Origin of the sequence: Serratia sp. CY37869, from assembly GCF_052168895.1 — a bacterium.
Taxonomy (GTDB): domain Bacteria; phylum Pseudomonadota; class Gammaproteobacteria; order Enterobacterales; family Enterobacteriaceae; genus Serratia; species Serratia ureilytica.
This window is the reverse complement of sequence record NZ_JBJNLU010000001.1, coordinates 1,250,505-1,271,559: the sequence shown is the minus strand read 5'-3', so window position 1 is coordinate 1,271,559 and position 21,055 is coordinate 1,250,505. Positions and strand designations below refer to the sequence as shown.

At 59.4% G+C, this 21,055-nt stretch carries 22 protein-coding genes; 12 read left to right on the top strand and 10 right to left on the bottom strand.

What is annotated here, in order from left to right; all coding sequences use genetic code 11:
- Positions 1-67: 67 nt before the first annotated feature.
- On the top strand, positions 68-496 hold the full coding sequence (gene yciA, locus ACJ8J1_RS06140) for an acyl-CoA thioester hydrolase YciA (RefSeq protein WP_004932085.1): 429 nt from the start codon (positions 68-70) through the stop codon (positions 494-496).
- Positions 497-566: 70 nt separating this feature from the next.
- On the opposite strand, the gene tonB is transcribed toward yciA, so the two are convergent.
- Both tonB and ACJ8J1_RS06130 read right to left on the bottom strand, forming a co-directional pair.
- Positions 567-1,310: a TonB system transport protein TonB gene (gene tonB / locus ACJ8J1_RS06135; protein ID WP_033643281.1), complete on the bottom strand. Its 744-nt coding sequence runs from the start codon at positions 1,308-1,310 to the stop codon at positions 567-569.
- Positions 1,311-1,545: 235 nt separating this feature from the next.
- Positions 1,546-2,199: an epoxyqueuosine reductase QueH gene (locus tag ACJ8J1_RS06130; protein WP_033643282.1), complete on the bottom strand. Its 654-nt coding sequence runs from the start codon at positions 2,197-2,199 to the stop codon at positions 1,546-1,548.
- Between the two features lie 176 nt (positions 2,200-2,375).
- Between ACJ8J1_RS06130 and ACJ8J1_RS06125 the strand changes: the two genes are divergently transcribed.
- A complete protein-coding gene (locus tag ACJ8J1_RS06125; RefSeq protein ID WP_033643283.1) occupies positions 2,376-2,672 on the top strand; it encodes a YciI family protein in 297 nt (98 codons plus the stop codon).
- Between the two features lie 109 nt (positions 2,673-2,781).
- On the opposite strand, the gene ACJ8J1_RS06120 is transcribed toward ACJ8J1_RS06125, so the two are convergent.
- The gene (locus tag ACJ8J1_RS06120) at positions 2,782-3,636 is read right to left on the bottom strand and encodes a LysR family transcriptional regulator (RefSeq protein WP_033643284.1); all 855 of its coding nucleotides are present in this window, start codon (positions 3,634-3,636) and stop codon (positions 2,782-2,784) included.
- 91 nt (positions 3,637-3,727) lie between these two features.
- On the opposite strand from ACJ8J1_RS06120, the gene ACJ8J1_RS06115 reads away from it, so the two are divergent.
- The gene (locus ACJ8J1_RS06115; RefSeq protein WP_033643285.1) at positions 3,728-4,693 is read left to right on the top strand and encodes a DMT family transporter; all 966 of its coding nucleotides are present in this window, start codon (positions 3,728-3,730) and stop codon (positions 4,691-4,693) included.
- 37 nt (positions 4,694-4,730) lie between these two features.
- Here the strand turns inward: ACJ8J1_RS06115 and ACJ8J1_RS06110 are convergent, their stop codons facing one another.
- Both ACJ8J1_RS06110 and ACJ8J1_RS06105 read right to left on the bottom strand, forming a co-directional pair.
- Complete coding sequence (locus ACJ8J1_RS06110) at positions 4,731-5,732, bottom strand: LacI family DNA-binding transcriptional regulator (protein WP_033643286.1); 1,002 nt, start codon at positions 5,730-5,732, stop codon at positions 4,731-4,733.
- A 71-nt stretch (positions 5,733-5,803) separates the two neighbouring features.
- Positions 5,804-6,358, bottom strand: coding sequence for a D-lyxose/D-mannose family sugar isomerase (locus tag ACJ8J1_RS06105; protein WP_033643287.1), 555 nt, complete (start codon positions 6,356-6,358; stop codon positions 5,804-5,806).
- 228 nt (positions 6,359-6,586) lie between these two features.
- On the opposite strand from ACJ8J1_RS06105, the gene ACJ8J1_RS06100 reads away from it, so the two are divergent.
- The 5 genes from ACJ8J1_RS06100 to ACJ8J1_RS06080 are packed head-to-tail and all read left to right on the top strand — an operon-like array spanning position 6,587 to position 12,742.
- On the top strand, positions 6,587-7,621 hold the full coding sequence (locus ACJ8J1_RS06100) for an NAD(P)-dependent alcohol dehydrogenase (RefSeq protein ID WP_033643288.1): 1,035 nt from the start codon (positions 6,587-6,589) through the stop codon (positions 7,619-7,621).
- Positions 7,622-7,625: 4 nt separating this feature from the next.
- Positions 7,626-9,143 carry a xylulokinase gene (gene xylB, locus ACJ8J1_RS06095; RefSeq protein ID WP_033643289.1) on the top strand — a complete coding sequence of 506 codons (1,518 nt, stop codon included), beginning with the start codon at positions 7,626-7,628 and terminating at the stop codon, positions 9,141-9,143.
- A complete protein-coding gene (locus tag ACJ8J1_RS06090) occupies positions 9,137-10,645 on the top strand; it encodes a sugar ABC transporter ATP-binding protein (protein WP_405053039.1) in 1,509 nt (502 codons plus the stop codon). Before xylB ends, ACJ8J1_RS06090 begins: the two co-directional genes overlap by 7 nt.
- 18 nt (positions 10,646-10,663) lie before the next feature.
- Positions 10,664-11,701, top strand: a complete 1,038-nt coding sequence (locus tag ACJ8J1_RS06085; protein WP_033643291.1) for an ABC transporter permease — start codon at positions 10,664-10,666, stop codon at positions 11,699-11,701.
- 33 nt (positions 11,702-11,734) lie between these two features.
- Positions 11,735-12,742, top strand: a complete 1,008-nt coding sequence (locus ACJ8J1_RS06080) for a substrate-binding domain-containing protein (RefSeq protein WP_033643292.1) — start codon at positions 11,735-11,737, stop codon at positions 12,740-12,742.
- A 143-nt stretch (positions 12,743-12,885) separates the two neighbouring features.
- On the opposite strand, the gene ACJ8J1_RS06075 is transcribed toward ACJ8J1_RS06080, so the two are convergent.
- Positions 12,886-13,449: a TetR/AcrR family transcriptional regulator gene (locus ACJ8J1_RS06075; RefSeq protein ID WP_033643293.1), complete on the bottom strand. Its 564-nt coding sequence runs from the start codon at positions 13,447-13,449 to the stop codon at positions 12,886-12,888.
- A gap of 127 nt (positions 13,450-13,576) precedes the next feature.
- Between ACJ8J1_RS06075 and smfY the strand changes: the two genes are divergently transcribed.
- Positions 13,577-15,049 (top strand): multidrug efflux MFS transporter SmfY, encoded by a 1,473-nt coding sequence (gene smfY / locus ACJ8J1_RS06070; RefSeq protein WP_033643294.1) that lies wholly within the window; start codon positions 13,577-13,579, stop codon positions 15,047-15,049.
- 200 nt (positions 15,050-15,249) lie between these two features.
- Complete coding sequence (locus ACJ8J1_RS06065) at positions 15,250-15,741, top strand: Dps family protein (protein WP_019452735.1); 492 nt, start codon at positions 15,250-15,252, stop codon at positions 15,739-15,741.
- Between the two features lie 46 nt (positions 15,742-15,787).
- Here ACJ8J1_RS06065 and ACJ8J1_RS06060 read toward each other — a convergent pair whose 3' ends face one another.
- Positions 15,788-15,964 (bottom strand): YciY family protein, encoded by a 177-nt coding sequence (locus ACJ8J1_RS06060; RefSeq protein ID WP_025159792.1) that lies wholly within the window; start codon positions 15,962-15,964, stop codon positions 15,788-15,790.
- A 242-nt stretch (positions 15,965-16,206) separates the two neighbouring features.
- On the opposite strand from ACJ8J1_RS06060, the gene cls reads away from it, so the two are divergent.
- Both cls and ACJ8J1_RS06050 read left to right on the top strand, forming a co-directional pair.
- Positions 16,207-17,667, top strand: coding sequence for a cardiolipin synthase (gene cls, locus ACJ8J1_RS06055; RefSeq protein ID WP_033643295.1), 1,461 nt, complete (start codon positions 16,207-16,209; stop codon positions 17,665-17,667).
- Between the two features lie 56 nt (positions 17,668-17,723).
- Entirely contained in the window at positions 17,724-18,047 is a 324-nt protein-coding gene (locus ACJ8J1_RS06050) for an HI1450 family dsDNA-mimic protein (protein ID WP_004932139.1), read from the top strand.
- Positions 18,048-18,120: 73 nt separating this feature from the next.
- Here ACJ8J1_RS06050 and oppF read toward each other — a convergent pair whose 3' ends face one another.
- From oppF to oppC, 3 genes are read right to left on the bottom strand one after another with little or no spacing between them, the layout of a single operon-like run.
- Positions 18,121-19,122 (bottom strand): murein tripeptide/oligopeptide ABC transporter ATP binding protein OppF, encoded by a 1,002-nt coding sequence (gene oppF / locus ACJ8J1_RS06045; RefSeq protein ID WP_019452737.1) that lies wholly within the window; start codon positions 19,120-19,122, stop codon positions 18,121-18,123.
- A complete protein-coding gene (locus ACJ8J1_RS06040; RefSeq protein WP_033643296.1) occupies positions 19,119-20,135 on the bottom strand; it encodes an ABC transporter ATP-binding protein in 1,017 nt (338 codons plus the stop codon). The genes oppF and ACJ8J1_RS06040 overlap by 4 nt, the downstream gene beginning before the upstream one ends.
- Positions 20,136-20,146: 11 nt before the next feature.
- Entirely contained in the window at positions 20,147-21,055 is a 909-nt protein-coding gene (gene oppC / locus ACJ8J1_RS06035; RefSeq protein ID WP_033643297.1) for an oligopeptide ABC transporter permease OppC, read from the bottom strand.

The following is a 21,055-nucleotide window of genomic DNA, read 5'->3' as shown; positions in this document are numbered from 1 at the left end:
TGTTAATGCCTGCGGCGCTTGCCGCGGGCAGTATGATGTGATTCCCTCCTTTTAAAAGCAGACTGCTATGACACAACAACGACCTTTACCCAGCGGCGAGCTGGTGCTGCGCACGCTGGCGATGCCGGCCGATACCAATGCCAACGGCGATATTTTCGGCGGCTGGCTGATGTCGCAAATGGACATCGGCGGCGCCATCCAGGCAAAAGAGATCGCCGAGGGGCGCGTAGTGACGGTACGCGTAGACGGCATGACCTTCCTGAAACCGGTGGCGGTAGGCGACGTGGTTTGCTGCTATGCGCACTGCATCCGCACCGGGCGCAGCTCGATCACCATCAATATCGAAGTGTGGGTAAAGAAAGTCTCCTCCGCCCCAATCGGCCAACGCTACCGGGCGACCGAAGCGGTGTTCACCTACGTGGCGGTCGATGCGGAAGGCAACTCGCGCGCGCTGCCTGAGGGTAAAATGAATTTCCGCGTCGGCTTCGAAGAGTAAGCCTGCGGCTGCGCCGCAAATGCAAAAAGGGTCGCCGAGGCGACCCTTTTTTTCTTGGCGCAAACCGAAATCAGTTCATTTCGGTGGTGCCGTTCAGCTTGAAACGAATATTGACGATAAGATCCTTCGCTTCTTTGGCTTGATACCGCCATTTGCGCAGCGCCTGTTTCACTTCACGCTCGAACATGTTGCGCGGCTCAGCCGACAAGATGCGCACGTTGGTCACGCGGCCATCGCTGTCGACATCGAACTGCACCCGCACGTTGCCTTCGATCTGCAAGGCTCTGGCGCGCGGCGGATAAATCGGTTCCGCACGGCTGATCGGTTTTGGCCCGACCTCGCGCGAGTTGCCCTGTACCGGCGCGGCGGGCGCTTGTTTCACCGGCGCTTTATCGATCGGTTTGGCCGGCGAGTCGTTATTGAACGGCGAAGGCTCGCGCGGCTCGACCTTCTTCGGCTCCGGTTTCACCGGTTTTTCTACCTTCGGCTTTGGCTTGGGCTTCGGTTTCGGCTTGACCGGCTCCGGTTTCACAATCGCCTTCGGCGGCGGCTCCACAATAGGTTCTGGTTCAGGTTCCGGCTCAGGTTCCACCTGCGGCGGCTCCGGTTCTGCCGGAGCAGGCGGCGGCGGTTCAGCCATCGCGGCGGTGTTGACCATCATGACGCTGATCGGCGCCTCTTCAGGCTTTGGCAGCTCAACCACTTCTTTTACCGAAGCGTAAAGCAGTCCCGCCACCAGGGCGCTGTGCAGGCCTACGGACAAGACGAAAGGCACGGATATACGGCGATTAAGGAACATCTTTTTTAGCGGCATAATGATTCTGTTTCCTCTGGTTCGCCAAGTTTAAATGCAAATAGCAATCATATTCAATAACGAAAGGCAAACTATCGCTTTAATCGTCAGTCTCCGCGGCGAAAACCAGCAAACTCATAAGGATATTAACCTGAACGTTGCTTTTTTACCGCCGAATCAACACGCTTCGTTAACGTTCAGACGGCGCTAAAAAATAAAAAACCCGCCGTAGCGGGTGGATTGCGGTAATTAAGCGTTATTCTTCATCACCATAGTAGAGCACGCCCAGTTTGATCAGCGGCCGCCCTTGCGCTTTGCGGTGCAGGTTGGTGTCGCGCAGCGAATAGACGCAGCCGCAGTATTCCTGCTGATAGAAGCGTTCGCGCTTGCTGATCTCTATCATGCGGGCCGCGCCGCCCTTCTTGCGCCAGTTGTAATCCCAATACACCAGATCGGGATACTTTTCCGCCGCCCGAATGCCGCAGTCGGTAATCTGCTGCATGTTCTTCCAGCGCGAGATGCCGAGCGAGCTGGAGATGGTGTCGTAACCGTGCTCATGCGCATACAGCGCCGTGCGCTCAAAACGCATGTCGAAGCACATGGTGCAGCGAATGCCGCGCTCCGGCTCATGTTCCATGCCCTTGGCGCGTTCGAACCAGTTGTCGGTGTCATAATCGGCATCGATGATCGGCACCCCGTGCTTTTCGGCGAAACGGATGTTCTCTTCCTTACGCAGCAAATACTCTTTTTGCGGGTGAATGTTGGGGTTATAGAAGAAAATAGCGTACTCGATGCCGGACGCCTGGATCGCTTCCATCACCTCGCCGGAACAGGGCGCACAGCAAGAATGCAGCAGCAGTTTGCTTTTGCCCGCAGGCAAATCGAGTTTTTCCCTTACCAGTTCCGTCATGTCCTCACCTCAATGGCATATCTGTTTAAGCGCGCCGCACTATACGAATAAAAAGTAGCGGCTTCAAGGCATAAGCGCCAATCCCCCCCATAAATTCACCGCGCGCCGTTCCCCTGCCGCGCCTTTTGCGCTACCTTGGTAGCACCGTTTTATAGCCATGATTTTACAGGTGAAATATGCTTTATCTGATCTACGCGCAAGACGTTCCCCACTCACTGGAAAACCGTCTGGCGGTGCGCCCGGCACATCTGGCGCGCCTGCAGGCGCTGCGTGACGCCGGCCGTCTGGTGGTCGCCGGCCCCAACCCGGCCATCGACAGCAACGATCCCGGCGCCGCCGGCTTCACCGGTTCAACGGTGATCGCCGAGTTCGCCTCACTGGCGGAAGCCCAGGCCTGGGCGCAGCAGGATCCGTACGTCGCCGCCGGCGTCTACGCCGACGTGACGGTGAAGCCGTTCAAACAGGTGTTCTGATTTCCAGCCCTCCGAATACCGGGAACGCCCCGCTATACGGCGTTTCCGGCGCTAGCCACACCTCAGCGTCACCGTCGCGCTCGGTTCGTCTTCCCCGCGCGGTCGATATTCATGTTCCGCCCCGGAAATACTCACCGATAACGCTTTCCAGCATCGCCACCGCCGATTGACCGGCGGCAGCGGCAGAGCGCAGCAGCTGCACTTCGTGCGGAGCGACCGACGGCAATTCGTCGAGGATCCGCATCGCCGCCGTCACGCGTGCGCGGTCGAGCAGCGTGACGGCCAATCCTGCCTCGACGGCGGCAGCCACCACGCTGGCCGAAGGGCTGCTCACAACCACTCGCCAATGCCTTCCCGCCCCGCTCAATGCATCGATCATAGCCTCTCGGTAAGGGCAATCGGCGGCATGCAACGCCAATGGTATCGGTTGGGCCATATCCAGCGCCAACCGGCGGCAGCCAACCCAAACCGGCGCAGTCACCGCAAGCGGCATCTGGCGCAGTCCCCCCATCGGCAGCACCGCCAACGCCAGCTGTAGCCGGTTGCGTCCGATCTGTTCAACCAACGCCTGGCTGGCGGCCGTAGAAACCTCCAGCATCACCGCAGGAAAACGGGTGGCAAACGCCGGCAGCACATCGCGCATGACATGTGATGCGTATTCATCAGGCACTCCCAGCTTGATGTGCCCACTCAGCGGTGCGCCCTGCAGCTCACGCAGAATATCGTCGTGGGCATTCAACAGCCCGAGCGTCGAGGCCAGCAGTTTGTCGCCTAAGGGCGTCAACACGACGGACTGATTGTCGCGCTCCAGCAAGCGGCCGCCCACGACCTGTTCCAGACGCTGAATATGAACGCTCACCGCGGCTGGGCTGCGATGAACAAAGGTCGCCGCCGCACGAAATTGCCCCAAACGGGCGATAGCGTGAAAAGTGCGCAAAAGATTAATGTCCAGGGTTGGCCGCATGGTTTAACTCCATTAAACAACTGAACGAAAATTATTCGATTTATTAAATTATAGCGGCTCACTACCCTTGGGGAAAAAGGAGAAGATCACCATGCCCCTGTCAGAATTTCGTCCACCTTCCTGCCGCGATAAGGTGGGCGACAAAGCCGCCGTCTGGTTGCCGGCAGCGGAAGTCCTGCTGATCGTCGCCTGGAGCTCGGGCTTTGTCGGCATCCGTTTCGCCGCCGATTACGCGCCGGTGTTGCTGGTGGCGTTCTGGCGCTGTGTCGTGGTCGCTTTACTGCTGATGCCGTTTAGCCTTCGCGCCATCAGGCGCTCCTCGCCGCAGTCGGTAGCCGCTCATGCCGGGATCGGGCTGCTTGCCATGACCGGATACCTGACCGGCGTCAGTAAAGGCATCGAGTACGGCGTGCCGACCGGGTTGGCCGCGCTCATCGCCGATTTGCTCCCTCTCGGCACCGCACTCTTGAACATGCTGTTTCTACGCCGGCTGCCCGATGGCCGCGTCTGGCTCGGCCTGGCATTAGGCTCTCTCGGGGTGATATTGGCGACGGGCGGTGCTATTTCCTGGGGAAGTGCGCCATTGTGGAGCTACCTGTTGCCGCTGGCGGGGATGCTGTCACTGGCACTGGCGACGCTGTGGCAGCAACGGCTGCCGCAGGCGCAAGCGCAAGCGGTGAGCCTGCCCGCCAGGTTGGGGATACAAAGCGCGATTTCAGCGCTGGCTTTTGCCCCACTGGCAGGCGCAGAAAGCCCGCTGCTGCCAACCATGACGACAGGGTTGGTTATCGGCGTGCTTTGGACCGCGCTTTTGGCCACCCTGGCCGGTTACGGTTTGTATTGGTTCTGCCTTAGGCATACCTCTGCATTGCGTGTGACGAGCCTGCTGTTCCTCAGCCCCTTCGTCACCTTCTGCTGGGCATGGTTAATGTTCGATGAGCCCCTTTCCTGGCCCATGCTGCTGGGCGCAGCAACGGCGGGGAGCGGCTTGTGGCTGCTTATCCGCCCCCCGATGAGGGGCCGGACTGAACGCGCTGAAATGAATAATGGCAGATAAGGTTAACGGAGATGTCGGCTACACGTTGCCGGCACCGTTACACGACGAGTTTTCCCCGCACCACCACCTTGCCCGGCTTTATCTCAGGATCGGCAATACGGCGGATCGCCAGATTCAACGCTTGCCAGGCGATCTCTTGCAAGTCGTGTGACACACAGGGGAAATGGAAACCGTAGATCTCGGCATGTGAAACCTCATCGATGCTGAACAACGACACGTCCTGCATCAACGGCAACCGATGTTCGATACAGGCCTTGATGATGCCCAGCGAGATCTGGTTATTGCAGCCGACGAAAAAATCGGGGGCGGGGTTATTGGCCAGCCAGCGGCTCGTCTCTTGCCAGGCGACATCCATAAAGAAATCGGCATACCGCACGTCGAGCGAAGCCACCTTCCCTTGCAATGCCGCCTGCAAGCCAGTGACCCTGTCACGCGCAACGTTGGAATTCTCCGGCCCGGAGATCACCACCACCCGCTGCGCCTGCTGTTCCAGAAGCCAACGCCCCGCCTGAAGGCCGCAATCCAGATTATCAATATACACCCCGCTGCAGTGGTGACTCTCCAATTCCCGATCGATCAACACCACCGGTATATTAAGCGTTTCCAGACGTTTGAGGTAGGAAGGCCGGTACAGATGATCGTTGGAAATGACCGAGAGAATGATCGCATCGACGTTGTAGCCAATGAGTTTGTCGATGATTCTGTCTTCGCTTTCCTGAGACTCATAGGAGTCGAACACCAGCGTGTCGTACCCCATCTTTTGCGCTTCAAGCGTCATCAGGCGCGTCAGGCCGCCAAAGAATGGGTTGGCCATGTCGGGGTTGACGATGCCAATGGTTCTGCTGCTTTTCGCCCGCAGATTGCGCGCCGCGGCATTGACCACGTAACCGAGTTCGGCGGCGGTCTCCCGAATTCTCCTCAACGTTTCCGGATGGACCTTGTCCGGCTGTGAAAATGCCCGCGAAGCGGTTATTTTGCTGACGTTCGCCTGTGCGGCGACGCTAGCCAGCGTCGCTTTCCGTCCTCGACCCACGGCCAAATGCAGCTCCTTAGCTTGAAGGTATCATTTTGTATCATTCCCGGCATCATGACAGAACTTTGTTCTTGGCGCTAATGGTTTACGCCGGCAAGACGGTTAATTCGCGGATCGGTAAAAATATCCAGCTCGTCACGGCTCTCGGAAGAGAACTCGGACACCACCGCGCCCTGCTTCCCCGCCTGAAACCAGTGACGGGTATTGGGCGCAATGGTGTATTGTTCCCCCGGCCGCAAGAGGATATAGCGATGACAGGTATACCACTGCTCCGCACCCTCTGGCACCCGGCATACCGGTTGGCCGCCGCGATCGTTGGGCGTCAGATTTTCATCATCGACAAACAAAAACACCTCTCCCCAACGGCAACGGAACGTCTCTTGCTTGCCGGGCGTGCCGGCAAAGGGAGGGTGTAAATGTTCCGGGCAAGTCTGCCCAGGAAACAGCACCAGCTCTTTCGCGCAATACCGAGGTGAGTTGACGTAGGTCAGCAGCTGCAACCCGGACGCGGGATAGTCGGCCAGACCAAACGTCGCAATTTCAATGCGTTGCTGTTCTTCTTCGGTCAAGATAATGTCCGCCTGGCGCAAATACTCCAGCGTAGCGGCTCTGGCGCTTTGTTGTTTGTTCATCATTCCCCCGGCAAAGTAACGGTATCGATATCAACAGGCCGATATTAAAACCGTCATTGCCACGCCGATTTTGTGACCACCATCGCTATATTGAATAACAACCCGCCAGCAAAATTAACTCTCGTCGAGTAATTCCAACATTGATCACAGTTTAACCACCCGCATTAGCTCACTATCGCCGCATTGAAATGATACCGTTACCATAAAAATGATTCACCAGGAGGCAATATGAAAGCATTAGTGCTGGCCAAAGCGGGGGAAATCGCTATCGAGGACGTCCAACTGGCCGAAACGCTGGGGCCCGACGATGTAAAGATAAAAATTCATTCCGTGGGCATCTGCGGCAGCGATGTGCACTATTACCAGCATGGCCGCATTGGCCCGTTTGTGGTCAAAGCCCCGATGGTGCTCGGCCATGAGGCCGCCGGCGTGGTGCTCGCGACAGGTGAAAACGTCACTCACCTCAGCGTCGGCGATCGCGTTTGCATGGAGCCCGGCATTCCCGACCTCAACTCGGCGCAGACGCGCGCCGGGATTTACAACCTGGACCCCGCCGTTCGCTTCTGGGCGACGCCGCCGGTGCACGGCTGTTTGCGCGAAACCGTCATCCACCCCGCCGCATTCACGTTCAAACTGCCGGACAACGTCAGTTTCGCTGAAGGCGCCATGGTTGAACCCCTGGCCATCGGCATGCAAGCGGCCACCAAAGCCGGGATCAAACCCGGCGATATCGCGCTGGTGATCGGCGCTGGGCCGATCGGCGTGGTCACCGCCCTCGCGGCGCTGGCGGGTGGCTGCTCGGACGTCATTATCTGCGACCTGTTTGACGAGAAACTCGCCGTGGCGGCCAGCTATGAAGGGCTGCACGCCGTCAATATCAAAACCGGCGACCTGGCGGGGAAAGTGGCTGCGCTCACCAGCGGCAATGGCGTCGATATCGTGTTTGAATGCAGCGGCGCAAAACCGGCTATCGCTACGCTGGCCGAACATGCGGCGCCAGGGGCGACCGCCGTGCTGGTCGGCATGCCGATCGACGCCGCGCCGATGGATATCGTCGCCGCGCAGGCCAAGGAAATCACCTTCAAGACCATTTTCCGCTACGCCAACATGTATCCGCGCACGCTGCGGTTGTTGAGCAGCGGCAAATTGCGCGTCCAACCGTTGATAAGCCAAACCTACAAATTCTCCGACAGCGTGGCCGCCTTCGAGCGCGCGGCGGCGGGATATGCCTCGGACATCAAAATCATGCTGGAAATGGAGTGATCCTATGGCGCTCTATGCTGGCATAGACTGCGGTACGCAAGGCACGAAAGTCGTGATTGTCGACAGCACACAGGGCGTGATCCTCGGTGAGGGCAGCGCCCCTCACCGCCTCATCAGCCAAGCCAATGGCCGGCGCGAACAAGAGGCCGACTGGTGGATTGAGGCGTTGGTCACCGCGTTTCGCCAAGCCGTGACTAACGCCGGTATTGATGCCGGGGAAATTAACGCTCTGGGGGTCTCGGGCCAACAGCATGGATTTGTGCCGCTGGACGCAGACGGCAACGTGCTGCACAGCGTCAAGCTGTGGTGCGATACCGAAACCGCGGAGGAAAACGAACTGCTGCTGCAGCGGCTCGGCGGCGCCAAGGGCTCGCTGGACAAGCTCGGCCTGCGGGTCGCCACCGGTTATACCGCGTCAAAAATCCTTTGGTTCAAGACGCACCATCCGGCGCTCTGGGCAAAACTGCACACCGTGCTGCTGCCGCATGATTATTTGAACTTCTGGTTGACCGGGGAGCGTGTAGCGGAATATGGCGATGCTTCCGGCACCGGGCTGTTCGATGTGCGCGCCCGTAGCTGGAGTCAAGCCGCCGTCAATCTTATCGATGACAGCGGCCGTTTATGGCATGCCCTGCCGCCGCTCAAAAGCGCGGAATGCTGCATCGGCACGGTGCGCCCCTTCGCGGCGGAAAAGCTCGGCCTTGGCCCGGCAGTTCGGGTCTCGACCGGTGGCGGCGACAACATGATGGCGGCTATCGGTTCCGGCAACATCGAGGCCGGCACCGTTACCCTAAGCCTGGGCACCTCCGGCACGCTATTCGCCTGGTCCGCCGCGCCCGTTGTGGCGGAATCCGACATGATTGCCGGTTTCTGCTCCAGCACCAACGGGTGGCTGCCCTTGATATGCACCATGAATGTCACCTCGGCCACCACGGCCATGCAGACGCTGCTGGACGAAGATCTTGACGGCTTTAACCGCTTATTGGCGCAGGCGGCGCCGGGTGCCGGCGGCGTCGAGATGCTGCCGTTCTTCAACGGCGAACGCGTTCCCCCGCTGCCCCACGCGCGCGCCAGCCTGCATAACCTCGATAGCGACAATTTTACTCGCGCCAATCTCTGCCTGGCGGTGGTTGAAAGCGCCACCTACGGCCTGCGCTATGGCATCGAGCTGTTTCGCCGCCAGGGCATCGAAACGCGCGAGATCCGCCTCACCGGTGGCGGCGCCCGCAGCGCCGCCTGGCGACAAATCGTCGCGGACGTGATGGGGTGCCCGGTGGTCTGCCTGAACGTCAAAGAGACCGCCGCGCTGGGCGGCGCCATTCAAGCGATGTGGGCGACGTCGTTGGCCGATCGCCCGCACCAGAACGCCGCCGGGCTCTTGGCTGAACTGTGCCAACGCTTCGTTTCCCTGGATGAAGCCACACGCACGACGCCAAACGCCGACAGGCAAACGCAATACGAGACGCTTTATCAACGGTACCTGCAGCGTTTGCAGCGGACATACCCGGAGGTTCAATCGTGACGCGAGATCCCCATACGCAAGCCCCTGCCTACCTGCTGGAAGTCAGTGGCGTCAGGAAAGCCTTTGGCCCGGTCGTGGCGCTCAAGAACGCCGAGTTTTGCCTGCGGCGCGGATCCATCCATGCCCTGTGCGGCGGCAACGGCGCGGGGAAATCCACCTTTCTCAGCATTCTGATGGGCTTTATTCAACCCGATGGCGGCGACATTTTTATCAATGGTCAACGCTGTGAATTTCATCATCCCCGGGAAGCCCTCAATGCCGGCATCGCCATCGTGCAGCAGGAGCTGAGCGCGATCCCGGACCTGACGGTAGCCGAAAACATTTGGCTGGGCCGCGAGCCGAGACGCCTGGGTTTCGTCGACTTTGCGACGCTCAACCAACGCACCACCCGTCTGCTCGAGGAACTTGATTTCAAGATCGACGCCCGAGAAAAAATGCGCAACCTGAGCGTCGCCGAGCAGCAACTGGTCGAGATCGCCAAAGCGCTGTCGCACGCCAATGCCGACATCATCATCATGGATGAACCCACCTCGGCGATTGGCGAAGAGGATGCGCAAAAAATCTTTCAGACGCTTCAGCAACTGGCGGCGAAAGGTAAAGGCATTATCTACGTCTCCCACCGTTTGTCCGAGATATTCCAAATCGCGGACAGCTACACCATTTTCCGCGACGGCGCCTATATCCATGAAGGCTATATCGCTGACATTACCCGTGAGCAGCTGATCGAACACATTATCGGCGGCGAGTACGACAGCGAGTTCGCCAAGTTCAATCAACCCGGCGAAGAGGTCTTGCTGGAGGTCAACGGCCTGTGTTGGCGCAGCAAGATAAAGGATATCAGCCTGCAGCTTAAGCACGGTGAGATCCTGGGCATCTACGGCCTGGTGGGATCGGGCCGCAGCGAGTTTCTCGATCTTATCTTCGGCATTCAGCATGCCGACAGCGGCACGATCCGCTTGGGCGACAAGACGCTTAACCGCCATTCCCCGCGAGAGGCCATCGACAGCGGCATTGCCTACGTGACGGAAGATCGCAAGGAAACCGGCCTGGTGCTGTGCCGTTCCGTCAGTGAAAACATCAATATCGCCTCTTTTGCCGGCATAAGCCGAATGGGGTTCGTCAGCGAAAAACGGGAGCAAGCGCGAACCCGCGACATGATCCAGCGCTTTAACGTTAAAACCCACGATGGCGAACAGCCCGTGGGCAACCTGAGCGGCGGCAACCAGCAAAAAGTGGTGCTGGGCCGCTGGGCGCTGTTGGAGCCGGAGGTGTTGTTGCTCGACGAGCCGACGCGCGGTATCGACGTCGGCGCCAAGAAAGAGATCTATCGATTTATGTCGGAGTTCGCCTTGCAAAACAAAGGGATCATCATGGTTTCCTCCGAGCTTTCGGAAATTATCGGCATGAGCGATCGCATCCTGGTGTTTCGTGACGGGCAGTTGGCCGGCGAGCTTGCGGCAGCCGATGCGACTCAGGCAGCACTGATGAAACTTGCGGTTTAACAGAGAGAGAAAAACAAAATGAGCAGCGCCCACTCCTTATCACCAGGAATGTCATTTTTCACCCGCAATAAGCGCCGTATGCACAAATACGGCATTATCATCGCCTTTTTCGCGCTGTGCCTGATCGTGGCGCTGATTGGCGAATATCAGGTCGCCCAGGGAGCCTGGAGCAGCAATTATTTTCTCAGCAATGAAAACACCCTGATCGTACTGCGCCAGGTCTCGATCAACGGCATTCTGGCGATAGGCATGACCTTCGTCATCATCACGGCAGGCGTCGATCTCTCCGTCGGCTCGGTGCTGGCGTTAAGCGGCATCGTCGCCGCCCGCTTCGCCACCAACAATAGCGGATTGGCTATCGGTGATACCGCGACCGCCGTTATGGCGCCGCTGATCGTGGCGCTGGGGATCGGCATCGTCTGCGGCCTGGTGAACGGCACCGTGTTGGCTCGCTACCGGTTGCAGCCGTTTATCGTCACCATGGGCATGCTCTCCGCGGCGCGCGGGTTAACCATGTTGACCACCAACGGCAATCCAGTATCGCAATTGAACAGCGATTTCCGCTGGTTAGGCAATGGCTATGTCGGCGGCGTTCCGGTGCCCGTCATCATCTTCATCGTGCTGTTCGCCCTCGCCTGGCTCGTGCTGAATAAAACCCTCTTCGGGCGCTACATCTACGCCGTCGGCGGCAACCCGAAAAGCGCGCGCACCTCGGGGATTAACGTCACGCGCATCAAAATACTGGTGTATACGCTGTGCGGCGCGCTGGCCGGCATCGCCGGCCTGATCCTCACCGCGCGCACCGGTTCGGCGCAAACCAACGCCGGCGCTGGGTATGAGCTGGACGCCATCGCGGCGGTGGTGATCGGCGGCACCAGCATGGCCGGCGGCGTCGGTACGCTGGTCGGCACCTTCTTCGGCGTGCTGATTATCGGGGTGATGAATAACGGCCTCGATCTGCTCGGCGTGCAATCGTACTACCAACAAATTATCAAAGGCGCATTGATCGTTCTTGCCGTCTTGCTCGACCCATCGCGTAAGCAACAGCGCGATTAATAACATCAGACCCAACTCTACCAGGAGAAAACCATGAATAAGACCAAGATAGCGTTGTTTGCCTCTGCCATGCTGTTCGGCAGCCTGTCGGCGGCTCAGGCCGCCCCGGTTAAAATCGCGGTATTGATGTACGGCAACAAAGCCGAGTTCGTGCAATTGATGGAAAGGTTCGGCAAGGAACACCCGGCGGTGAAAAGCGGCGAAGCCGTACTGACTTTCTACGATGGGCGTTATGATGCATCGGTGCAAAACGATCAGGCCGCCACCGCTATCCAGACGCGCGCCGATGCCATTATCGTCAACCCGATGGATTTTGAGGCCAATATCGATATCGTCACCAATGCCAACGAAGCCAAAATCCCGGTGGTGGTCACCAACGCGCGCCTGAACACGGACGCGATGACGTCTGAAGTGGTGTCTAATGACGAGCTGGGCGGGTATCTGGAAGCCAAAGCCGTACTGGACAAACTCGACTGCAAGAACCAGAAGGTGAACGTGGTGATTATCGAAGGCCCGAAAGGCGGCAGCGGCGAGATCCAGCGCGGCAAGGGCAATGATAAAGCGATTGCCGAGTGCGGCGCCGGCCAGGTGACCGTGCTTGAACGTAAAACGGCCAACTGGTCACGCGCTGAAGCGCAGCCGCTGATGGAAAACTGGCTGCAGAAACACCGGGGCAAAATCAACGGCGTGATTGGCCAGAACGACGAGATGGCGCTGGGCGCCATCGAAGCGATTAAAGGGGCCGGCCTGAATGTGAAGGACTTCGCGATTGCCGGCGTCGACGGCGTTTCCGACGCGATTCATGCGGTGCAGGCCGGTGAAATGGTCTCTATCCTGCAAGATGCCAAAGGCCAGATGCAGGGTTCCATCGACGTCGCGCTGCGCGCCGTGAAAGGGGAAAGTTATCAACCACAGTCGGATATCTGGAAACAGTACGCCAAAGATCTGAAATGGGAGGGCGGCACGCAGAAGCATTATTATATTCCGTGGACCGTCGTCACCGCAGAGAATGCCCAGCAACTGTTGGACGCGCGCAAGTAATGTCCGGCGCCCCCTGCACTCAGGGGGCCTTTGCTCCGAAGCTTGCCGCAGGCAAAAAAAAAGCCAGCACGGAGGGGCTGGCTAAAAAGTTCTTCGAGGGAATATCTTGTGCGATAAACATACGCCTTTCGCCGCACGCTTTACTAGCTATCAGTGCGATAGGCGCTGCCCGTTAAAATCAACGCCTGCATATCGGCGAACATCGTTTCCCATTCCGCCTGGCCGATATCCATCAAACCGAAATAACGCAGCATAAAGGCGCCTTCGGTGGCCAGAAACGCCAGCCGCGCGCGCTTACCCTCTTCGGTAGTCAAATCCAGCCCGGCGATGCGGCTGCGATACCATTCGCGCGTGCTCGCCAGATGCTCCGGCGTTTGAATCAGCGTCGCCATCAACCCGGCGGCCTTGGCGCTGGCGGTCTGATCCGAACTTTGGGTAGCCAACATATGCGCCCGCACGCTGGTCTGCGGCGAAGGATCGTCGCCGGCGATCTCCGCGAACAGCGTTTCATAGGCGCTGCCCCAGCGATCGAACATCGCGTCGATCAGGGCGTCTTTGCTGCCGAAGCAATACTGCACCCCGCCCTTGGAGATCCCCATCGCTTTGGCGACGGCGTCGATGGTTAAACCGGCGGCGCCCTGGGTGGCGACGATCTCTTCGGCGGTGTCCAAAACCTTGTCGCGATCGATGCTGCGTTGACGTCCCATTAAGAAACCCCTCTTTTCAATACGAACGTATGGATATATATTATCACCAGTATACCACCCGGCATCGCCGGAGGGTTACCGCAATGGCGGCGCCTTCGCGCCGCCCACGTAAACTGGATTATGACTTATGTACGCCAAGAACCGCTGGTTGATCCTGACGATGGTCGCCAGCGCCCTTTTCCTGATTGTTATCGACATGACGGTGCTCTATACCGCTCTGCCACGTTTAACCCAGGCGCTGGACGCCAGCGCCTCGCAAAAACTCTGGATCGTCAACGCCTACCCGCTGGTGGTCGCCGGGCTGCTGCCCGGCGCCGGCATGCTGAGCGATCGCGTCGGCCATAAGCGGCTGTTCCTCGCCGGGCTGCCGGTGTTTGCCGTCGCTTCGCTGTGCGCCGCCTTTTCGCCAACCGCCGAATGGCTGATCGCCGCACGGGTGTTCCTCGCCGTTGGCGCGGCAATGATGATGCCCGCCACGTTGTCCATCGTGCGCCACGTCTTTACCGACGAACGCGAACGCGCGCTGGCGATCGGCATCTGGGCTTCAGTGGCCTCGGGCGGCGCGGCCATCGGCCCGGTGGTCGGCGGCCTGCTGCTGGAGTATTTCTGGTGGGGATCGGTGTTCCTGATCAACGTACCGGTGGTGTTGCTGGTCTGGCCGCTGGCGTGGAAACTGATCCCCCGCTGCGGCGGCGATAACCCGCGCCCCGCCGATATCGTCGGCTCGGTGCAAATCATGATCGGTCTGGTCGGCGCTATCTATGCGCTGAAGGAACTGAGTAAGCCGGCGCCTGACGTCAGCGCGTTGCTCGCAGCGGCCCTGATCGGCATCCTGTTCCTGGCGCTGTTCGTGCGTCGCCAGCAGCGCAGCGCCCACCCGATGATCGATTTCTCCCTGTTCCGCAACCGGCTGTTCGCCGGCGGCATCGGCGTGGCGCTGCTGTCGATGGTGGCCCTGATCGGCGTCGAGCTGGTGCTCAGCCAACGCCTGCAGCTGGTGCTCGGCCTCAGTCCGCTGCAGGCGGCGCTGTTCATCTTGCCGATCCCGCTGGCCTCGGCGCTGGCGGGGCCGATGGCCGGTTTACTGTTGCCGCGCTATGGCGAACGCAGCATCATCCTCGGCGGTTTCGCCCTGACCGCCTTCGGCATCGCCGGCCTCGCCCTGTTGTATCAAAGCAGCATAGCGCTGCAGCTGGTGAGCCTGGCGTTGGTGGGCTTTGGTCTCGGCGGCGTGATCACCGCCGCGTCCACCGCCATCATGCTGAACGCGCCGGAGGAGAAATCCGGTATGGCGGCCTCTATCGAAGACGTCTCCTACGAGCTGGGCGGCGTACTGGGCGTGACGTTGCTCGGCGGGCTGATGACGGCGGTCTACAGCCATAGTCTGGCGCTGCCGGCGGAGCTGCCGGTCAGCGAGTTGGCCTACGACAGCATCGACGAGGCGTTGCGCCTGGCGGCCGGGATGGCGGCCGATCGCGCGCAGCAGCTGACGCAGTTGGCGCGTTTGGCCTTCGATCGCGCGTTTATCATGGTACTGATCGCCGCCGCGCTGTTAATGGCGCTGGGCGCCGGCGTGGTAAAACTGGCGCTGCGCAAGTAACCGATAAAAGCGGCTTTTTTCGCCTGCGGATCCTGCGTAAACTGATTCGGCAATTTGCTCGACGGATTTATCGTCATCGGTTTGAGCGATGGCAATGATGCCTGTTATCGTGTTTAACCCTGCGATAAATCCGGTTACTGTAACAGCTATGGAAATTGATTCTGTCTACCCTTGGAACGAATAATCAGGAGAAGATTATTATGGCAACGGCGAAGAAAGCAGCGAAAACCCATATCGGCCTCGACAGTAAACAATCGGCAAAACTCGCCGAAGCGCTAAATGCGCTGTTGGCGAATTATCAGGTGCTGTATATGAATGTGCGCGGCTATCACTGGAATATTACCGGCCCGCAATTCTTTGAGCTGCACGCGAAATTCGAAGAAACTTACAACGATCTGCTGACCAAGGTGGATGAGCTGGCGGAACGCATTCTGACGCTGGGCTCGCAGCCGCGCCACGCTTACAGCGACTATCTGAAAACCGCCGATATCAAGGAACACACCAATGTGACCGATGATAAGGGCACGCTGCGCGGCCTGTTGGAAGGGTATTCAATCTTGCTGCAACAGCAGCGTGAACTGCTGACGGTCGCGGCGGACGCCGGCGACGAAGGCACCGCGTCGCTGATGAGCGATTACATCAAAGAGCAGGAAAAACAGGTCTGGATGCTCAACGCCTACCTCGGCAAATAAACCCAGGCGCCATAACAAAACAGTCCCTCACGGGACTGTTTTCGTTTTACCACTCGCAGGATACCGCAAACAGCAGCGCGCGCCGATGCTGATCGTCCAGGCGACGGCGCACCCGGATAATATGGCGATTGCTGCAAGACTGGCGCTCCAGCCAACGATGCCGACGGCGTTGGCTCTGCCGCAACATTCGCCAACGGCCCACTTCATTTCTACTGCGTCTCATAATTCCGTCACTCGTTCGTCTAATGCCAACCGCGGGCATTATAGCCCTTTCAGCCCGCGATCCAAGTCGCCGTTATCGGCGACATCGCAGGCGCCGCGCCGCTAAAAGCCGCCCTTTCGATTTCGGCAAGTGCCTTAACTTCATCATATTTATGTAACATAAGCGCCGATAAAAGGTTTCGCCTTGACCGATCTGTGCGTACACTCATCATTGGTGGTTTGCGAACGGGATTTTTCGCCTTTATGACAACATTTTATACCGTAATCAGTTGGCTCATGGTGTTCGGCTACTGGCTGCTGATCGCCGGCGTGACGATGCGCATTTTGATGAAACGCCGTGCGGTTCCCTCTGCCATGGCCTGGTTGCTGGTTATCTATATTCTGCCGCTGTTCGGCATCGTCGCCTATTTATCGTTCGGCGAGCTGCATCTGGGCAAGCGCCGGGCCGAGCGCGCCAAGGCCATGTGGCCGTCGACCGCGCGCTGGCTGAAAGAGCTGAAAGAGAGTCGCCGCATCTTCGCCACCGAATACAGTAAAGTCGCCGAACCGCTGTTCCAGCTGTGCAACCGCCGCCAGGGCATCGACGGCGTCAAGGGCAACCAGCTGCAGTTGCTCACCACCACCGACGACACGCTGAAAGCGCTGATCCGCGACATCGAGCTGGCGCGCCACAACATCGAAATGGTGTTCTATATCTGGCAGCCCGGCGGCCTGGTCGATCAGGTGGCCGAATCGCTGATGGCCGCCGCGCGGCGCGGCGTACACTGCCGTCTGATGCTGGACTCCGCCGGCAGCCTGCAATTTTTCCGCAGCCCCTACCCGGCGATGATGCGCAACGCCGGCATCGAAGTGGTCGAAGCGCTGAAGGTCAACCTGCTGCGCGTATTCCTGCGCCGCATGGATCTGCGCCAGCACCGCAAGGTGGTGCTGATCGACAACTACATCGCCTATACCGGCAGCATGAACATGGTCGATCCACGCTATTTCAAACAGGATGCGGGCGTCGGTCAATGGATCGATCTGATGGCGCGCATGGAAGGCCCGGTGGCCACCACCATGGGCATCGTCTATGCCTGCGACTGGGAAATTGAAACCGGCAAGCGCATTCTGCCGCCGCCGCCGGACGTCAACATCATGCCGTTCGAGCAGGAAAGCGGCCACACCATTCAGGTGATCGCCTCCGGCCCCGGCTTCCCCGAGGAAATGATCCACCAGGCACTGCTGACCGCGGTTTATTCCGCGCGCGAACAGCTGATCATGACCACGCCGTACTTCGTGCCGAGCGACGATCTGCTGCACGCCATCTGCACCGCCGCTCTGCGCGGCGTCGAGGTCAGCATCATCGTGCCGCGCGACAACGATTCGATGATGGTGCGCTGGGCCAGCCGCGCGTTCTTCTCCGAGCTGCTGGAAGCCGGCGTGAAAATCTATCAGTTCGAAGGCGGCCTGCTGCACACCAAGAGCGTGCTGGTCGACGGCCAGCTCAGCCTGGTCGGCACCGTCAATCTGGATATGCGCAGCCTGTGGCTGAATTTCGAAATCACCCTGGTGATCGACGACGACGGCTTCGGCAGCGATCTGGCCTGCGTGCAGGAAGATTACATCGCTCGCTCCAAGCTGCTGAACGCCAAAGAGTGGCTGAAGCGGCCGTTCTGGCACCGCCTGGTCGAGCGCCTGTTCTACTTTTTCAGCCCGTTGCTGTAAAAGCCGCGGCGAGCGTGCTTTAATAGCGCCAAATCATTTGTTATCAGGATTTTTTTATGGATTTGAATAACCGCCTTACCGAAGACGAAACGCTGGAACAGGCCTACGACATCTTCCTCGAATTGGCCGGCGACAATCTGGATCCGGCGGATATTCTGCTGTTCAATCTGCAGTTTGAAGAGCGCGGCGGCGCAGAACTGTACGACCCATCCGAAGACTGGAGCGAGCACGTGGATTACGACCTGAACCCGGACTTCTTCGCCGAAGTGGTGATCGGTCTGGCGGACAGCGACGGCGAGCCGATCAACGACGTATTCGCCCGCGTGCTGATCTGCCGCGAGAAAGACCACAAGCTGTGTCACATTCTGTGGAAAGAGTGATTCACCGCTAACGTTTCGGATAAAAAAAGCCCCGCTGAATAAGCGGGGCTTTTTGTTGCCGGCTAGCGGCGCATTACAGCGGATCGACCTTCAGGCACGAAACCGCATGGCGGAAACTGCCCTCCAGCAGCGGGCGCGTCTTGGCGCACTCCGGCCCGGCGATCGGGCAGCGGGTGCGGAACACGCAGCCGGACGGCGGGTTGATCGGCGAAGGCAGCTCCCCTTCCAACAGCTGGATCTGCTTTTCCTTCTCCTTGTCCGGATCCGGAATAGGCACCGCCGACATCAGCGCCTTGGTATAAGGGTGCTGCGGATTGTGGTACACCTCGTCATAGGTGCCCAGCTCCACCGCATGGCCCAGATACATCACCAGCACGCGATCGGAAATGTGTTTCACCACCGCCAAATCGTGGGCGATAAAGATCAATGACAGCCCCATTTCGCGCTGCAGCTGCTGCAGCAGGTTCACCACCTGCGCCTGAATCGACACGTCCAACGCGGAGACCGGCTCGTCGCAGATCACCAGCTTCGGTTCGAGGATCAGCGCGCGCGCGATGCCGATACGCTGGCACTGGCCGCCGGAGAACTCGTGCGGATAACGGTTGATCAGATTAGGCAGCAGGCCGACCTTCAGCATCATCGCCTTGACCTTGTCCTTCACTTCCTGACGCGGCATTTTCGGGTAGTAAGTACGCAGCGGCTCGGCGATGATTTCACCGATGGTCATGCGCGGGTTGAGCGAAGCCAGCGGATCCTGGAAGATCATCTGGATATCGCTGCGGGTTTTGCGCCAGTCGGCGTCGCTCATGCCCAGCAGATCTTTACCCAGCCAGGCGACGCGCCCGCTGGTGGCCTTCACCAGGCCGATGATGGCGCGCGCGAAGGTGGATTTGCCGCAGCCGGATTCGCCGACCACGCCCAGGGTTTCCCCCTCGAACAGCCGCAGCGTAACGCCGTCGACCGCCTTCAGGGTTTTCGGCGGCTGCCAGAACCACTGCTTGTCGTCATGAATGTCGAAATGCACTTTCAGATCGGCCACTTCGAGCAGCACTTTCTTGTCGGTTACTGCTGTCATACCAACGCCTCCACCGGTTTAAAGCAGGCGCGCAGGCGCCCTTCCCCAAATTGCTCCAACGGTGGAGCGCTCGCGCACTGTTCCATGGCGTACGGGCAGCGCGGCTGGAACGGGCAGCCTTTCGGCAACCGCAGCAGGTTCGGCGGGTTGCCGGGAATGGTCAGCAACGCCTCGCCTTCGGCGTCGAGACGCGGCACCGCGTTCAACAGACCGATGGAATACGGGTGGCTCGGCTGGTAGAACACCTCGCGCGCGCTGCCGTATTCCATGGTACGCCCGGCGTACATCACCAGCACCTTGTTGCAGATGCCGGCCACCACGCCCAGATCGTGGGTGATCATGATGATGGCGGTGTTGAACTCGCGCTTCAGCTCGTTGAGCAACGTCATGATCTGCGCCTGGACGGTCACGTCCAGCGCAGTGGTCGGTTCATCGGCGATCAGCAGCTTCGGCCGGCACAGCAGCGCCATGGCGATCATCACGCGCTGGCGCATGCCGCCGGAAAACTCGTGCGGGTACATGCGCATGCGCTTGCGCGCTTCCGGCATTTTCACCGCGTCAAGCATGCGCACCGACTCTTCGAAGGCTTCGCTTTTACTCATTTTCTTATGCAGCATCAGCACTTCCATCAGCTGTTCGCCAACGCGCATATAAGGGTTCAGCGAGGTCATCGGGTCCTGGAAGATCATCGAGATTTCCTCGGCCCGCAGTTTGTTGAGCTGATTTTCCGGCAGGTTGAGGATTTCACGGCCGTTGAATTTGGCCGAGCCGCCGATGCGGCCATTGCTGGCCAGCAGCCCCATCAGGGCGAACGCGGTCTGCGATTTGCCGGAGCCGGATTCACCGACGATGCCCAGCGTTTCACCGGCGCGCAGATCGAAGTTCAGATCGTTCACCGCCGTCACGTCGCCGTCCGGGGTGGAAAACGTGACGCGCAGGTCTTTCACGTCCAGCAGCGGCGACGCTTTGATGCCGGCGGCGGTTTGCAGTTGAGGATGTTCAATGGTGCTCATGGTTGCACTCCTTAACGATCTTTCGGGTCGAGGGCGTCACGCAGGCCATCGCCGATAAAGTTGAAACAGAACAGAGTGACGACCAGGAAACCCGCCGGGAACAGCAGCAACCACGGTGAAACTTCCATTGAGTTGGCGCCGTCGCTGAGCAATGCGCCCCAGCTGCTCAACGGTTCCTGCGTGCCCAGCCCCAGGAAGCTGAGGAAGGATTCGAACAGGATCATGCTCGGCACCAGCAGCGAGGCATACACCACCACCACGCCGAGCACGTTAGGCACGATATGCCGCAGCACGATGTTGCGCGTGGAGACGCCGCACACCAGCGCCGCTTCGATGAACTCCTTGCGCTTCAGGCCAAGGGTTTGCCCGCGCACGATACGCGCCATATCCAGCCACGACACCATGCCGATCGCCACGAAGATCAGCAGGATATTCTGACCAAAGAAGGTCACCAGCAGGATAACGAAGAACATGAACGGGAAGGAGTTGAGGATCTCCAGCAGGCGCATCATCACCGAGTCGACCTTACCGCCCAGATAGCCGGACATCGCGCCGTACAGGGTACCCACCACTACCGCCACCAGCGCGGCGGCCACGCCGACCATCAGCGAGATGCGCCCGCCGATCGCCACGCGCACCAGCAGATCACGCCCGGAGGAGTCGGTGCCGAAGTAGTGCCCCGATTCCATGCTCGGCGCGGCGGACATCATCGCCCAATCCGTATCGTCGTAGGCAAATTGCGACAGCATCGGCGCCAGCACCACAAACAGCGTGATCAGCGCCAGAATGAACAGGCTGCCGACCGCCGCGCGGTTGTGCATAAAGCGCCGACGCGCGTCTTGCCACAGGCTGCGCCCTTCCACTTCCAGCTTCTCGCTGAAGTGTTCCAGAGCTTCGCTGTTCTTTTTAGTCAACATCAT